The sequence below is a fragment of the Dickeya chrysanthemi NCPPB 402 genome (assembly GCF_000406105.1).
Lineage (GTDB): Bacteria > Pseudomonadota > Gammaproteobacteria > Enterobacterales > Enterobacteriaceae > Dickeya > Dickeya chrysanthemi.
Genome location: NZ_CM001974.1, coordinates 1,468,345 through 1,484,472 on the forward strand (window position 1 = coordinate 1,468,345; position 16,128 = coordinate 1,484,472).

11 protein-coding genes are annotated in these 16,128 nt (G+C 56.0%); 8 read left to right on the forward strand and 3 right to left on the reverse strand.

Going from position 1 to position 16,128, the window contains the following annotated elements; translation table 11 throughout:
- The first annotated feature begins 796 nt into the window (after positions 1-796).
- Genes fdnG through fdoI form a run of 3 tightly spaced genes read left to right on the forward strand, consistent with a single transcriptional unit; the run spans position 797 to position 5,384 of the window.
- Positions 797-3,847 (forward strand): formate dehydrogenase-N subunit alpha, encoded by a 3,051-nt coding sequence (gene fdnG, locus DCH402_RS06710; protein WP_071604676.1) that lies wholly within the window; start codon positions 797-799, stop codon positions 3,845-3,847.
- A 15-nt stretch (positions 3,848-3,862) separates the two neighbouring features.
- The gene (gene fdxH / locus DCH402_RS06715) at positions 3,863-4,765 is read left to right on the forward strand and encodes a formate dehydrogenase subunit beta (protein WP_040000426.1); all 903 of its coding nucleotides are present in this window, start codon (positions 3,863-3,865) and stop codon (positions 4,763-4,765) included.
- Positions 4,752-5,384: a formate dehydrogenase cytochrome b556 subunit gene (fdoI, locus tag DCH402_RS06720; protein WP_040000427.1), complete on the forward strand. Its 633-nt coding sequence runs from the start codon at positions 4,752-4,754 to the stop codon at positions 5,382-5,384. Before fdxH ends, fdoI begins: the two co-directional genes overlap by 14 nt.
- A gap of 167 nt (positions 5,385-5,551) precedes the next feature.
- Here the strand turns inward: fdoI and DCH402_RS06725 are convergent, their stop codons facing one another.
- Positions 5,552-6,850, reverse strand: coding sequence for an MFS transporter (locus DCH402_RS06725; RefSeq protein WP_040000428.1), 1,299 nt, complete (start codon positions 6,848-6,850; stop codon positions 5,552-5,554).
- A 333-nt stretch (positions 6,851-7,183) separates the two neighbouring features.
- On the opposite strand from DCH402_RS06725, the gene fdhE reads away from it, so the two are divergent.
- Positions 7,184-8,119: a formate dehydrogenase accessory protein FdhE gene (gene fdhE, locus DCH402_RS06730; protein WP_040000429.1), complete on the forward strand. Its 936-nt coding sequence runs from the start codon at positions 7,184-7,186 to the stop codon at positions 8,117-8,119.
- An 808-nt stretch (positions 8,120-8,927) separates the two neighbouring features.
- Entirely contained in the window at positions 8,928-9,908 is a 981-nt protein-coding gene (locus DCH402_RS06735) for an alpha/beta hydrolase (protein WP_012769170.1), read from the forward strand.
- Between the two features lie 66 nt (positions 9,909-9,974).
- Here the strand turns inward: DCH402_RS06735 and DCH402_RS06740 are convergent, their stop codons facing one another.
- Together DCH402_RS06740 and DCH402_RS06745 are read right to left on the reverse strand one after the other, a co-directional pair.
- Positions 9,975-10,172 (reverse strand): hypothetical protein, encoded by a 198-nt coding sequence (locus tag DCH402_RS06740; protein WP_040000430.1) that lies wholly within the window; start codon positions 10,170-10,172, stop codon positions 9,975-9,977.
- A gap of 18 nt (positions 10,173-10,190) precedes the next feature.
- Positions 10,191-11,840: a family 43 glycosylhydrolase gene (locus DCH402_RS06745; RefSeq protein ID WP_071604677.1), complete on the reverse strand. Its 1,650-nt coding sequence runs from the start codon at positions 11,838-11,840 to the stop codon at positions 10,191-10,193.
- 299 nt (positions 11,841-12,139) lie between these two features.
- On the opposite strand from DCH402_RS06745, the gene DCH402_RS06750 reads away from it, so the two are divergent.
- From DCH402_RS06750 to ntrB, 3 genes are all read left to right on the forward strand, one after another.
- A complete protein-coding gene (locus tag DCH402_RS06750) occupies positions 12,140-13,429 on the forward strand; it encodes a nitrate regulatory protein (RefSeq protein WP_040000432.1) in 1,290 nt (429 codons plus the stop codon).
- 451 nt (positions 13,430-13,880) lie between these two features.
- Complete coding sequence (locus DCH402_RS06755) at positions 13,881-15,179, forward strand: ABC transporter substrate-binding protein (RefSeq protein WP_040003439.1); 1,299 nt, start codon at positions 13,881-13,883, stop codon at positions 15,177-15,179.
- A 12-nt stretch (positions 15,180-15,191) separates the two neighbouring features.
- Positions 15,192-16,124 carry a nitrate ABC transporter permease gene (ntrB, locus tag DCH402_RS06760; protein WP_040000433.1) on the forward strand — a complete coding sequence of 311 codons (933 nt, stop codon included), beginning with the start codon at positions 15,192-15,194 and terminating at the stop codon, positions 16,122-16,124.
- Positions 16,125-16,128 lie beyond the last annotated feature (4 nt).

The following is a 16,128-nucleotide window of genomic DNA, read 5'->3' on the forward strand; positions in this document are numbered from 1 at the left end:
TTCCTGTTTGGCGATAAACGGCATAACCGGCGATATCTTTCTTTATAAGAAATAACCGGATTGCGGTGGCCCGATTTGCTGATTTATACCCGTCATACTTCAAGTTGCAGGTGCGTTGGCTACGTTCGTTCACCCGAATCACTTACCTGAGTAAGCTCATCGGGATTCTCTCTCTTGCCGCCTTCCTGCAACTCGAATTATTTTGGGTATATTCATTTTAATCGGGGTAAGTTATTTATTTTTTTAATCAGATACCGCCGTCTGTCTGCGCCAGCTTGATTAATGAGACTCAGCTTGTCAGTAATGACTGATTAACGCTATTTCATAAATAAATTTTAATTATTTCTTGTTGCAATAACCTGGCGCGGGTCGCTGTCTTGTGATCGTTATGTAAAAAATAACATAGCGATAGAATGACTTATTCGTTTAGATTAATGAGAATGATTATCTTTAACTGATTAATAACGTTAAAAAACCGCTTTTCATCGATGAATTGTGATTTGTTTGTTGTTATTGAGATAATTAATTGGCGCTTTTTATTCGTCGATACATAATACATAGGTTTGGTAGGGGTTTGTGCTCGTTCCCTGCCGGCATTCATTTAAATTAATAAAGCATTAATACATAAAATACGATATTGCCCCCAATAATCAGAGTTGCAGGACAACGTGTTGGATAACGTCGTACGTTGGCCTTTCAGGGTAAGGTTTCGGTGAGCCTTGTTACGCATCCGATGGACCTGCAATTTGACGAATGACGGGTATAGCTCTGAGTGATGTCGTGCGAGGAATCTCCCATGCAGGTCAGCAGAAGGCAGTTCTTTAAAATATGCGCAGGCGGTATGGCCGGAACGACGGTCACCGCTCTGGGCTTCTCGCCCAGTGCGGCGTTAGCCGAAACGCGGCAATACAAGCTGTTGCGCGCCAAAGAAACCCGGAATAATTGCACCTACTGTTCAGTAGGATGCGGCATTCTGATGTACAGCCTCGGCGACGGCGCCAAAAACGCCACCGCATCCATTTATCACATCGAAGGGGATCCGGATCATCCGGTCAGCCGCGGTTCATTGTGCCCGAAAGGCGCCGGGCTGGTGGATTTTATCCATAGCGACCAGCGCCTGAAATACCCGGAATACCGCGCGCCGGGTTCCGACAAATGGCAGCGCATCAGTTGGGACGACGCGTTTGATCGCATCGCTCACCTGATGAAAAAAGACCGCGACGCCAATTTCGTCGAGAAGAACGCCGCCGGGGTGACGGTTAACCGCTGGTTGACCACCGGGATGCTGTGTTCCTCCGCCGCCAGTAATGAAACCGGAATACTGGATCAAAAATTTGCCCGCGCACTGGGGATGATCGGCATCGATACCCAGGCGCGTCTGTGCCACGGCCCGACCGTTTCGGCGCTGGCGCCGACCTTTGGCCGCGGTGCCATGACCAACAACTGGGTAGACATCAAAAACGCCAATGTGATTCTGGTGATGGGCGGCAACCCGGCGGAAGCGCACCCGGTCGGGTTCAAATGGGCGGTAGAAGCCAAGATTCACAATGGCGCCAAACTGATCGTCGTCGACCCGCGCTTCAATCGTTCGGCCGCCGTGGCCGACATGTACTCGCCGATTCGCGCCGGTTCCGACATCACCTTCCTGCTGGGCGTGGTGAATTATTTGTTGAGCCACGACAAGGTGCAGATGCCGTATGTGATGGCGTATACCAATGCCAGCCTGATCGTGCGTGACGATTACCACTTTGATGAAGGCATTTTCAGCGGTTACGACGAAAAAGAGCGCAAGTATGACCGCACCAGTTGGCAGTATGAACTGGATGAAAACGGCTTTGCCAAACGCGACGATACCCTGAGCCATCCGCGTTGCGTCTGGAACTTGTTGAAAGAGCACGTCGGCCGTTATACGCCGGATCTGGTGACCAACGTGTGCGGTACGCCGAAGCAGGATTTCCTGACCATTTGTGAGCAACTGGCGTCAACCTGCGTACCGGATCGTACCGCGACCATCATGTACGCCCTTGGCTGGACGCAGCACACCGCCGGTGCGCAAATTATCCGTACCGCGGCGATGGTACAACTGTTGTTGGGTAACGTCGGTATGGCCGGCGGCGGCGTGAACGCGCTGCGTGGTCACTCCAACATTCAGGGCTACACCGATTTGGGGTTGCTGTCGCTGAACCTGCCGGGTTATATGCCGCTGCCGTCGGAAAAACAGACCTCGCTGACGATGTATCTCGATCAGATAACGCCGAAAGCGTTGCTGGCGGATCAGGTCAACTACTGGAAGAACACGCCGAAGTTCTTTATCAGCATGATGAAGAGTTTCTGGGGCGACAACGCGACCAAAGAGAATGACTGGGGTTACGACTGGTTGCCGAAGTGGGATAAGAGCTACGACGCGCTGGCGTACTCCCGCATGATGCTGGAAGGCAAGGTCAACGGCTATATCGTGCAGGGGTTCAACCCGATGGCGGCTTTCGCCGACTCCAACCGCGCTCGCGATGCACTGAAAAAATTGAAATACCTGGTGATTATCGATCCGCTGTCGACGGAAACCTCCAACTTTTGGCAGAACCACGGCGAGCTCAATGATGTGGATTCGAGCCAGATTCAGACCGAGGTATTCCGCCTGCCGTCCAGTTGCTTTGCCGAGGAAAACGGCTCCATCGTTAACTCCGGGCGTTGGCTGCAATGGCACTATCAGGGTGCCGTGCCGCCGGGTGAAGCACGCCACGACGGGGTGATTCTGGCCGGGTTGTTCCTGCGCCTGCGTGAACTCTATGCCAAAGAAGGCGGCGCCAATCCTGAGCCGGTGTTGAACATGAGCTGGAATTACCTGGAGCCGGAAGACCCGTCCGCCGAGGAAATTACCAAAGAAGCCAACGGCCGTGCGCTGGCGGATCTGTTCGACGATAAAGGCAACCTGTTGCTGAAAAAAGGTCAGTTACTGCCGGATTTCTCCCTGTTGCGTGATGATGGCTCCACCGCCAGTTTTTGCTGGATTTACGCCGGTTCGTGGACGGAAGCGGGCAATCAGATGGCGCGTCGCGACAACGCCGACCCGTCGGGCCTGGGCTGCACGCCGGGCTGGGCCTGGTGCTGGCCGCAAAACCGCCGCATTCTTTACAACCGCGCCTCGGCAGACCCGCAGGGTAAGCCGTGGGATGCCAAACGAGAGCTGATTCGCTGGAACGGCCAGAGGTGGACGGGGATCGACGTACCGGACTTCGCCGTCACTGTGCCGCCGGGCAGCGCCGCCGGTCCGTTCATCATGAACGCCGAAGGGTTGGGCCGCCTGTTCGCTATCGACAAGATGGCCGAAGGTCCTTTCCCTGCGCACTATGAACCGTTGGAATCGCCGTTGAAAAACAACCCGGTTTACAGCAAGGTTCAGGTTAACCCGGCAGCCCGTATTCTGCCGGCCGACCGCCCGTATATCGGTACGGCAGAGGAGTTCCCGTTCGTCGCCACCACCTATTCCATCACCGAGTTGTTCCGCCACTGGACGAAACACGCGCGCCTTAACGCGATTGTGCAGCCGGAGCAGTTTGTAGAAATCGGCGAAGGGCTGGCGAAGCTGAAGGGTATCCAGGCTGGCGATGTGGTGAAAGTCAGCAGCAAACGAGGATATATCAAGGCGAAGGCAGTCGTCACCAAGCGTATCCGTACCCTGACGATCCAGGGCAAACCGGTGGAAACCATCGGCGTACCCTGTCACTGGGGCTTTGAAGGCACCACCCAGAAAGGCTTTATGGCGAATATCCTGACGCCGCATGTCGGTGACGCCAACAGTCAGACGCCGGAATACAAGGCGTTTCTGGTTAATGTGGAAAAAGCGTAGTCGCGGAGAAACACTATGGCCATGCAATCACAAGATATTATCCGTCGCTCCGCGACCAACTCACTGACGCCGCCGCCGCAGGCCCGTAACCACAAAGAGCAGGTCGCTAAACTTATCGACGTGACCACCTGTATCGGCTGTAAAGCCTGTCAGGTGGCCTGTTCCGAGTGGAACGACATCCGCGACGACGTTGGGCATAACGTCGGTGTCTACGATAACCCGACCGATCTGAGCGCCAAATCCTGGACGGTCATGAAGTTTGCCGAGTTCGAGGAAAACGGCAAGCTGGAATGGCTGATCCGTAAGGACGGCTGTATGCACTGTGCCGATCCGGGCTGCCTGAAGGCGTGTCCGTCGGAAGGGGCGATCATCCAGTACGCCAACGGCATCGTTGATTTCCAGTCCGAGCACTGCATCGGTTGCGGCTACTGTATCGCCGGCTGTCCGTTCAATGTGCCGCGGATGAACAAGGACGACAACAAGGTGTACAAATGCACCCTGTGTGTTGACCGGGTGGAAGTCGGCCAGGAGCCGTCGTGTGTGAAAACCTGCCCGACCGGCGCGATTCACTTCGGCACCAAAGACGAAATGAAAGTGCTGGCGGCTGAACGAGTAAAAGACCTGAACAGCCGGGGTTACCAGAATGCCGGTTTGTATGACCCGGCGGGCGTCGGCGGGACGCACGTGATGTACGTGCTGCACCACGCAGACCGGCCAGAGCTGTACAACGGCCTGCCGGCTAACCCGAGCATTAGCCCGGCGGTCACCTTCTGGAAAGGCATCTGGAAACCGCTGGCGGCCATCGGTTTTGCCGCCACCTTCGCGGCCAGCGTATTCCATTACGTGGGTATCGGCCCGAACCGGGTAGAAGACGATGACGACGTGCACCACGAGGGCAAGCAGCATGAAAAAGAGTAATCGGATTCAGCGTTACAGCGCCCCCGAGCGCATTAATCACTGGATTGTGGCGTTCTGCTTTGTGTTCGCCGCATTGAGCGGGCTGGGTTTTTTCTTCCCGTCGCTTAACTGGCTGATGAACGTGCTGGGTACGCCGCAACTGGCGCGCATTCTGCACCCGTTCGTCGGGGTGGTGATGTTTGTCGCCTTCCTGCTGATGTTTTTACGTTACTGGAAACACAACCTGATTGAGCGCAGCGATCTGGAATGGGCGAAAAACATCCACAAGATCGCCCGTAACGAAGAAGTCGGCGATACCGGCCGGTATAACTTCGGTCAGAAGTGTGTGTTCTGGCTGGCGATTACCTGTCTGTTGTTGTTGCTGGCAAGCGGGATTGTGATTTGGCGGCCGTACTTCGCACCGTCGTTCTCTATTCCGGTGATCCGTGCGGCGCTGGTGGTGCACTCGGTCTCGGCGGTCGGTTTGATCCTGACCATCATGGTGCATGTGTATGCCGCGTTGTGGGTGAAAGGCACCATCACCGCGATGGTGGAGGGCTGGGTGTCCAGCGCCTGGGCGAAGAAACACCACCCGCGCTGGCATCGTGAGCTGCAATCCAAAGGGCAGGATAAGCACTGATCCTCATTGCAAAGCAGGTCAAGGAGAGGCGGTATTTGAGCCTCTCCTTGTGGTACATGCGATGAGGTAACAAAGAAACGACACCGTTTATCTCGCACGAAACGCTTCCCTGATCAGACAAACTGACTCGTTCGCAAAGCAACATGGCTGTTTGCCTACAGCCTGACTCACCGATTGACCAGCTTTGCCGGTAGCGCCAGCACCAACAGCGAACTGAGCAACAGGCAGAAAGCGAAGAACCACAGCGCGCCGCTGCCGCTGCCGGTTAGCTCCATGGCGAAGCCCATGATGGAGTTACTGACCAGACCGGCGATATTCGCCAGTGAGCAGGCCAGTGCAAAGCCGGTGGCGGCAGCGGTGCCGGAGAGGAAGGTGGCCGGCAGGCTGAAGAACACCGGTACGGCACCGATGATGGTGGCCTGCGCTACCGAGAACAGCAACACCGTCATCACGATGTTTTGAGTGAAGAAAGTGCTGGCCGCCATTGCCGCCGCGCCTAGCCAAAATGGCGCGATGATGTGCCAGCGCCGTTCGCGTAACCGGTCGGAGCTGGCGCCGAGTATGACCATTCCTGCCAGCGCCGCGATACTGGGGATTGCCGTCAACAAACCAATCTGACCGAGATCGGCCACGCCGGCTTTTTTAATGAAGGTCGGCAGCCAGAAGCCCATGGCATAAGCACACAGCAAAATCGAGAAATCGATGCCGCCCAGCATCCAGACTTTCAGGTTCAGGAAACCATCGCGAAAACGATGCTTCAGGTATGGCGCCTCACGGGTATCGATTGCCAGGTCGGCGCGCACCTGCGCTTTGTCCGTTTCATTCAGCCAGTTCGCTTGCTCAACGTTTTCCGGGAGTAGCCAAAAGGCCAGCACGCCAAGCAACACGCTGGGCAGGCCTTCCAACAGAAACATCCACTGCCAGCCGTGTAGCCCGTAAGCCAAATCAAAATGCGCCAGAATCCAGCCCGACAGCGGGCCTCCCACTACGCTGGAGAGCGGCAGGCCAATCATAAACAGCGAAATAATGCGGCCACGCCGCCAGGAGGGGAACCAACGTGTCAGATAGAACAGTACGCCGGGCAGGAAACCGGCTTCCGCGGCACCAAGTAAAAAACGCAACACATAGAACTGCGCCGGCGTGGCGACAAACATCGTTCCGGCGGATAACAGCCCCCAACTTATCATGATGCGCGCAATCCAGATTCGGGCGCCGACACGTTGCAGAATCAGGTTGCTGGGGACTTCAAACAGAATATAGCCGACGAAAAATAACCCGGCGCCCAGACCAAAGGCGATGTCGCTGAGCGCCAGTTGATTCGCCATCTGCAATTTCGCCAGCCCAATGTTGATGCGATCGAGATACGCCGCGAGATAGCACAGGCATAAAAATGGAATCAATCGCCAGGCGATTTTACGGTAAGTCGCCGCGGCACCTGTGGGCGAAGGAAAATTAACTGCGGTCATGTACGTTGTTTCCTGCATGTAGACACAATGATCGTGTACGCATTGGGATCGTGATACGCATTGGCGCTGCGCTTTATCATGCAGCGCCGGGGGCGAAAGGTGAAATGAATCGAACCCGCCGCAAGCCGTCTGCGCAGAACAGCCGAAGCATTGTGCTGTTGATGGCCGGTCCTGTCCATCCTGTTTAGCAGCGACGTTCCCGTTTGCCGTATTGGGCGGAAAATCACTCCTTATTGTAGGGAATAACCTGTTAACATGAAGGCATCAGAACGGGTCTGGCGCACGGGCGAGTGCGCGGTCTCTGCAACATGAATAAACAGGAAACATCACCTGATGAGTATTCGTATCGTGCCGCAGGAGCAACTGGCCGACAGTGGGAAAAGCTCAACCCTCGGCGTCATTCCTCCTTTGCTATTCGCTAACCTGAAAAGTCTCTACCGTGGCCGCGCCGAGCGTTTGCGTCAACTGGCACAGGATCACCCGTTGGCGGATTATTTGCTGTTTGCCGCCGGGGTGGTAGATGCGCAGGAGAAAGTGCACCATGACCATCCGCTGGAGAAAGATTTAACGGATCTGGTGCGCAACAGTGCCGGCCGTCCGCCGCTGGATGCCGCGACGCTGACGCGCGATCCGCACTGGCACGCTTTGCTACAGGCTTTGATCGAAGAACTTAAGGCCAGCGCCGGCGGCCAGGTGCTGGCGACGCTGGAAAACCTGGAGAAAATGTCGGTTCAGCAATGGGATGCGCTGGCGGATGCATTGCTCAGCCAGCAATTCACGGCGGAAGACAATGATAAAGCGCCGTTTGTCTGGGCGGCGCTGTCGTTGTATTGGGCTCAGATGGCGACGCAGTTGCCCGGGCGTGCGCAGGCCGAGCAGGGTGAACATCGCCAGTTCTGCCCGGTATGCGGCAGCATGCCGGTTTCCGGCGTAGTGCAGATTGGCACCACCAGCGGCTTGCGTTACCTGCACTGCAACCTGTGCGAGACCGAGTGGCACATGGTGCGCGTCAAGTGCAGTAATTGCGAGCAGGCCGGCAAGTTGCATTACTGGTCATTGGATGACGAGAACGCGGCGATTAAAGTAGAAAGCTGCGACGACTGTGGGACGTACCTGAAGCTGTTGTATCAGGAAAAGGATCATCGGGTGGAGGCCGTGGCGGATGACCTGGCCTCGCTGGTGCTGGATGTGAAGATGGAAGAAGAGGGCTTCTCCCGCAGTAGCATCAACCCATTCCTGTTCCCGGACAGTAGCCAACAGGCGGGATAATTCAACCTGTCGGCACGGCGCTGGTGCTCTGGAGCCAGCGCCGGCGTTGACGTTGTATCACTGACTGGTGTCAGCGCCTGCCTCGCCGCGTTACAAGAATCATAATGAGTCTTGCCGTCATGGGCCAACGCGCTGAGTTGTCCAAAACGCAGCGCGTTTTATTCTGCAACTTAAGTTATTTAGGGTATATTCTTTTTAATTCCACTTTCATTAATTAATTACATTTGTAATTAATTGGTTATAAGAATAAGACAATAAATAAAGAGAGGTAACGTTGTTTTTTTGTTATCTCTTTTTTATTTTTCTTTTTTAGAATAAAGCGTTTTCTTTCCGATATTTTGGCGTTCTTCCCCCTACCAACGGACAGGCCTGATTTTTTTATATTCTGAATGACAAGTATAGTGGCGTTGTTCAAAAGGTATTATCTGAACATGTCGTCATATTTAACTTGCCGCCATGTCGGCGTTATGGCTCGGTTTATTTTACGTGTTTTTATTTTCGCTGTTATTCCGCAGTGATAAAATCACGTGTTATTTTCCTTGCCGTAAAGAGCCGATGTATTGCGTTATTTAATGCGCAATTCGGCTGTTATACCCAAAATAATTCGAGTTGCAGGAAGGCGGCAAGAGAGAGAATCCCGATGAGCTTACTCAGGTAAGTGATTCGGGTGAACGAACGCAGCCAACACATCTGCAACTTGAAGTATGACGGGTATATTCGGGAAATGGTGAAATATGGCTATCAGGAATTATCGCCTGACAGGCGATTGTAAAATATTTTCTCTAAATCATTTAAGGACTCATTTATTATGGCTAATTCAACCAGTGTTAATAATCTGATGGGATATACTAAAGGCGCACAGGTTATTCGTGTTAAACCAGTACGCCAACAAATTGATGCGATTAATGACATCGTTTATTCCCAGATTAAAAGTATACAAAAAGTACAGCAGTTGCAAATGTCGTTGCTTGTCCCACGTACGACGACACTTAAACCGGCGATTGTCTATTTCCCCGGTGGTGGCTTCGCTTCCGCTGCGTATGCCAAATACATTGATGTGCGTATGGCGCTTGCGGAAGCCGGTTTTGTCGTCGCGGCGGCGGAATATCGTGTGGTGGCCGAGAAATACCCGGCACTGATTGAGGATGCCAAATCGGCGGTGCGTTACTTGCGTGAACACGCAGCGGAATACGGCATTGACCCGAACCGAATTGGTGTGTTGGGTGATTCCGCCGGTGGTTATGTCGCGCAGATGACCGGTGCCACGAATGGGCTGCGTAACTTTGATAAAGGGCGCTTTCTGGATAAATCGTCGGATGTTCAGGCGGTGGTTTCGGCGTACGGCATTTCCAATTTGTTGAGCATTGGCGAAGGCCTTCCCGAAAACCTGCTCGTAGTGCATGATTCGCCGGCGGTAACGGAAGCGTTGTTGGTCAATGGCACGGCATTTGGGGATTTCCCCGGCGCCACCATTACCAGCGACCCGGTCAAAGCGCTTAATGCCAGCCCGATGGGGCATATCGACGGGAAAAAACCGCCGTATCTCATCATGCACGGCAGCGCGGATACCGTCGTTTCACCGTTGCAGAGCAAGCAACTGTATGAAGCGCTGGTAGCTGGCGGCAACAAAGCGGAGTACTTGCTGCTGGAGGGGGCCGGTCATGGTGATATTAACTGGTTCCAGCCGGTGATCATCAACAAGATCGTGAATTGGTTCAAACAAACGCTGGGTGAACCTATCACGCAAACGGCTCCGACTGGGGGTAACGGCACCGACGGTCAGCTGTAATAATCAACCCGGGCTGCAGGTTATGCAGCCCGGGTTCCGGTAAAGAGACATCAACCTTCATAGGGCCTACCCGTGAAGGTTGATGTCTTTTTCACGCAGATAATCGATACAGTTTTGACCGCACCCAGCGACGGCGGCATAACCCGGCGACGACGCCAGCAGGCCGGCGAGCAAACCGGCAAACCGGGAAATGTCTTTGCCCAGGCGTAAACCTAACGGGCCGGTTTTTGCCGGCGCAATAGGGCACGTTTCACCACCGCTCATCACAACGCCGTCGTGTCATTAAGGCAGCGCGGTATAACGGAAGTGAGAGAAACGTACATTGCCTTCGCCCGAGGCATAGATAGCCGGTCGTAACGCCTGAAAATCGTAGCCGACGTTTTGGTTGTAGCCCGAGACTTCCATCTGTACGCCGTACTTGGTCCATTTTTCGCCATCCGGGCTGGTATAAAGCGTCAAAATGTTACGTCGGTTGACCAGTCGCAGATGCACCGCATTGCCGGTGATATCGGCAATTTTGGCGCCGTTGCGTTCCAGCCCGTAACGGTGCATGACCGTCCCGTTGGCGTTAAACGCTAAACCGGCGTACAGACGGTTACTATAAAACAACAGCAGCCCGGCTTGCGCTTTGGGTTCAAACGCTATTTCGACATCCACCTGATAAGCGAGATCGCCGGCATTAATAAACAGGGGCGTGGTGTCTTTAGGAGAGCGGCCTTTGGCGCGCAGAAGCAAGCTGCCGTTGTCAAAGCGAATCCGCGCTTTTTCATTTTCACCCGGCATATAGAAACTCCAGACGCTGTCGAACACCGCTGGCCGAAAACTGTCTGAAAAGGCCATGCCATGGGGTACGGCATGGCCGCCGACGGGGCGGGGAATCGGCTTGCCGACGTCATAACCGGCGGAGATAAACCACCCGTCCGCCGTCCATGTGATCGGCTCCAGCAGCGTCTGTCGTCCCAGCGTCATGAAGCTGTTTTCATAGCCGTGATAAACCATGTACCACTGGCCATCCATTCCTTCCACCAGCGTCGCATGGCCGCGTGACCACCACTTTTCGCTCGCGCTCTGCGTGCGGATAATCGGGTTATAGGGAGAGTTTTCCCAGGGACCGTTGATGGAGCGCGATCGTGCAGCGATGACCATATGCCCGGTGGGCGGACCGGCCGTGCCGCCTTCAGCCAGCACCATGTAGAAGTAATCGCCATGCTTGAGCATCTTTGGCCCTTCCTGCGAAAAACTTTCTACATCCCATTCCTCCGGATATTGCCAGCCGGCGTATACCGTTTTAGCGATACCGGCCTCGCCGTCGGCAACCGAGAGACCATCGTCCCGCAGTTGCACGCGAACACCGCCGGACATAAAAATGTAGCGTTTGCCGTCTTCACCGACGGCGTGGCCGGGATCGCTGGTGGCGCCGTTGCCGCCCTTATCGTTTTTAACCACGATCTCACGTGGCGGCGTCCAGGCTCCGCGGATGTTATCGGCGGTAATCACATAGAATTTCTTGGTTTTGGCGCCGGAAACCGGGTCGGTCTTATTGGTAATAAAGTAGAGGTAGTACTTATCGTTGTGCTTCACCAGTTCCGGTGCCCAGATAGAATCTACCGGCGTCGTGACCGCCGGGCCGACCGGCTGCCAGTTAATCAGATCCTGCGAATGCCAGATAACCAGACCGGGAATGGCATCAAAAGATGAGAAGGTCATGTAATAGTCATGGCCGTCTTTCAGGATAGTCGGGTCGGGATGATCGCCGGACATAATCGGATTGAGATAGCAGCCGTTAGCCAAATCCGCCTTGCGTTGATGTTCAATACCTTGGGCCCAGGACGCGACGGCGCTATCGCCACAAGGGGCAACGGGGCCTTCCCCATAGGCGGCCAGTGCGATGAACGCCAGTAGCCCGGCCGTACATTTCATCCAATGCCTCATACTATCTCCCTGGCTTATGAAAATAGAGGGGGACCCCGAGCGATAGCGGGATATAGCCCGATATCCTCCAATAATATTGATGAGTTTTCCGTGACTCTGCTCGAATCAGCGGGTATTTCTTTGACGGCACTCAGGTTGAGCGCCGTGTCGGGCAAGGGCGGTACGCGTTCTCACTATGCTAAAATGGTCTACGGTTTGTCAGGCGCGGGCCTGATGAGGCAAGGGTTTTGCATGGAAAATACCCTTCATGGCGGTATGACGGCATGGTGGTATTCGATGCCGTATGGAGAGAAGAGAGAATGATAGCGGACCCTTCAACGACAATTCGTTTTCTGATGGCATCGCGTCAGTGTGAGCTGAACAGCCTGCGCGGGCTGCTGCAAAGCGGCGAACTGGTGGGGCGCATCAGTCAACTGGTGCACATGCTGCAACGGGAACGAGGAACATCCAACCTGTTCCTGTGCTCGGATGGGCGGCTGTGTGCCGATGAGTTATCGCAACGCGAGCAGGATGTACAACAGGCCGAATCGCAGTTTATGGCACAACTGGATGACCTGGCGCAGCGTGCCAGCCTGCTGCCGCAAGCCAGCCGGTTGTTCAGCCGTGTCGCCAGCGTGGTGTATACCCTGGGGCTGTTGCCGTCGATGCGCCAGCAGATGCGTCAGCGTGCGTTACCGCAGTCGGATGTGATGACGGTATTTAACGACAGCATTCGCCACCTGCTGACGCTGGTGTTTGAAGTGTCGGATACCGCAGCGGAGCCGATGATTGCCCGTGCGCTGGTGGCGATGTTCAGCTTTATGCAGGGTAAGGAGCTGGCCGGGCAGGAGCGGGCGGTCGGCGCGGCGGCGTTTGCCGCCGGTGAGTTCCCGGTCAGCGTTCAGCAGACGTTGCTGGATTTGATCGACCGTCAGGAGCGTTGCTTCGATACCTTTACCCATTTTGCCGACGACGCCAGTCGGGAACGCTGGCAATCGCTGGCGACCGACCGGGAGTTTGAGCGGTTGCGCCGCGTCGCCTGCACCCGGGTGCCGGATAATCTGTCGCCGGACGGCGGTTTGCAATGGTTCGCGCTGGCGACGGCGCGAATCGATGCCATGAAACAAATAGAAGACCAACTGGCGCAGACGTTGATGCAACTGTGCCGTGATCGTATCGCCGCGGCCGAACAAGCCTGCCTTGATCAACAAGCCGACGTCGCCGGCCTGATGGCGATGCAGCAGGGAGAAGATCACAGCTATTCGGTATTTATCGCCCATTCAGAGGTGGAGCAGAGCCGGAGCGGGCAAGGCGGCTGGCTGGACAGCGACGGCGTGCGGCCACAACTGGGCCGTTCGTTGTTGTCGCTGGTGCAGCAGCAGACGCGGCGATTGCAGGCGCTGGATCATGAACTGGCGGCGATGCGTGCGACGCTGGATGAGCGTCGCCAAATCGACCGGGCCAAAGGGTTATTGATGCAGCATCGGGGCTTGAGCGAGGAGGACGCTTATAAAACCCTGCGCCGCATGGCGATGAACCAGAACAAAAAACTCATCGAGATTGCTACCGCGATGCTGGCGGTGGCCGATGTATTTCAGGAAGGCCCCTGACGGGAGCAGCGCGACATCGTCGTGCACGGAATGCACATAAAATGTGCGCCCGGTGCCAGATAACAGTGCAGTTGCAGGCGGCAACCCCGCGGCAAAGTGAGGCTCCGCTTCGATACCCGGCTGGTTTTCCAATCTGTCGGATATCCCGGCTGAATTGATCCAGCTCAATATTTGCTACGCCGCCGGCGAGCAAAATAGCCCCATCGGGACACGTCGGCGAGTCGGCGCGGCATGGACAGTCTACTCAATGCACTGTTCGGTCATAGGGATATCTGGCAGGTTGGCACATCCCTTGCTTCATCTCCGGTAACAATTCACTGCGGCTTTTCCGTGCCAATGGCGGCGCGGGAAGACGCTGGGCAAAGGCGCCCATAAGCGTGCGATTTTTCGCATGGCTTATGGGCGCCTTTTTGTTTTTGCCGCCGAAAGGCGGGTTGCCGAGGTGTCGTTGATGAGTGATTCCACAACCGATAACAAAACTGATAACCCAATACCCATGTTGTCCCGTCGCCGGTTTCTGATGGGGAGCGCCGCGCTGGGCGGTGCCATGCTGCTGCCGGGAATGCCTGGGATAATGAACAGTGCCTGGGCCGCCGGTTCAGATGCTCCGGAACAAAAAGAGGTGCGCGTCGGTTTTATTCCGCTGACGGATTGCGCTTCGGTGGTGATGGCGTCGGTCAAAGGGTTTGATAAGAAATACGGCATCACCCTTGTGCCGAGTAAGGAAGCGAGCTGGGCGGCGGTGCGCGACAAGCTGGTGTCGGGTGAACTGGACGCCGCCCACGTGCTCTATGGGTTGTTGTACGGCTTGCAGGCCGGTACGTCGGGGCCGCAGCACAACATGGCGGCGTTGATGACCCTCAACAACAACGGCCAGGCGATCACCCTGTCCAACACGCTGCGCGAAGCGGGCGTGACGGATGCCGCCAGCCTGAAAAAGTTTATATCAGCCAGTCCGGCCGGGACGTACACCTTCGCCCAGACGTTCCCCACCGGCACCCACGCCATGTGGCTCTACTACTGGCTGGGCGCCGCCGGCATCAACCCGTTTGACGACGTGCGCACCGTGGTGGTGCCGCCGCCGCAAATGGTGGTGAACATGAAGATCGGCAACATGAGCGGTTTCTGCGTCGGCGAGCCCTGGAACCAACGCGCGATTACCGATGGCCTTGGCTTTACCGCCGCCACGTCGCAGGAGATCTGGCCGGATCATCCGGAGAAAGTCCTCGGCACCAGCGCCGCCTGGGTAAACGCTAACCCTAACACCGCACGGGCATTGACGGCGGCAGTGCTGGAAGCTTCGCGCTGGATAGACAGCTCGGACGATAACCGGCGCGAAACCGCGCGCGTCATCGCCGGGCGGGCCTACGTCAATACCCAGGAGGAGACGATTGTCGGGCGCATGTTGGGGCAATACGACAACGGCGCCGGTAAACGCTGGCAGGATGCGCACGCCATGCGCTTCTACCACGACGGCGAAGTGAACTTCCCGTATTTGTCCGACGGGATGTGGTTTCTCACCCAGCACAAACGTTGGGGCCTGCTGACGCAGGAGCCGGATTATCAGGCGGTAGCCCGTCAGGTCAACCGCATTGATATCTACAAACAGGCGGCCGGCGCGGTCGGTAACGTGCCGTTGCCGTCCGGCGAGATGCGCAGCAGCGTATTGATTGACGGTAAGCGGTGGGACGGCAGCGATCCGGCCGGTTATGCCAACAGCTTCAGCGTGAATGTCAGCGTGAAAAAGTAACGGAGAGCGACCATGAAAACGCAAGCCCAGATTCTTTCGATCGTCCCTGACGCTGAACCGGAAAAAACAAGCGCCGCCACCGATGCCGTCGTGGTGGCGTTACCCGAAGCGGCAACCATACCGCCGGCAGATGAACCGGCGGTAACAGCGCCGCGCCCTGTCTGGCGGCAGCGCCTGAGCAACGGGCTGTCCCGGTTGCTGCCGGGAGGACTCGGTATGTTGTTGCTGTTGGCGGTCTGGCAAATCGCGGCATTGAGCAGCAAAGGTTTCCCGACGCCGTGGCAGACCTGGCTGGCAGCACAAAGCATTTTTGCCGAGCCCTTTTACGTGGCCGGGCCTAACGATCAGGGTATCGGCTGGAACGTGCTGGCGTCGCTGGAGCGTGTCGGTATTGGTTTCGGGCTGGCGGCGCTGGTGGGCATTCCCGCCGGTTTCCTGATTGGCCGTTTCCGGTTTATGGCGGCGATGTTCAACCCGATTATTTCGCTGTTGCGTCCGGTCAGCCCATTGGCGTGGCTGCCCATCGGCCTGCTGCTGTTTCAGCGTGCCGAACCGGCATCCAGTTGGACCATTTTCATCTGCTCGATCTGGCCGATGATCCTCAACACCGCCGAAGGAGTGCGCCAGATCCCGCAGGATTACCTGAATGTAGCGCGGGTATTGAAGCTGTCCGAATTCACCATCATGCGCAAAATCCTGCTGCCGGCGGTATTGCCGAGCGTGCTGACCGGGGTGCGGTTGTCGATCGGTATCGCCTGGCTGGTGATCGTGGCGGCGGAAATGCTGACCGGCGGCATCGGCATCGGTTTTTGGATCTGGAACGAGTGGAACAACCTCAATGTGCCCAACATCATCATCGCGATTCTGGTGATTGGCGTGGTCGGGCTGTTACTTGAGCAAGGGCTGATGTTGCTGGCCAAACGCTTCAGCTATGAAACCCGTTAAGGAG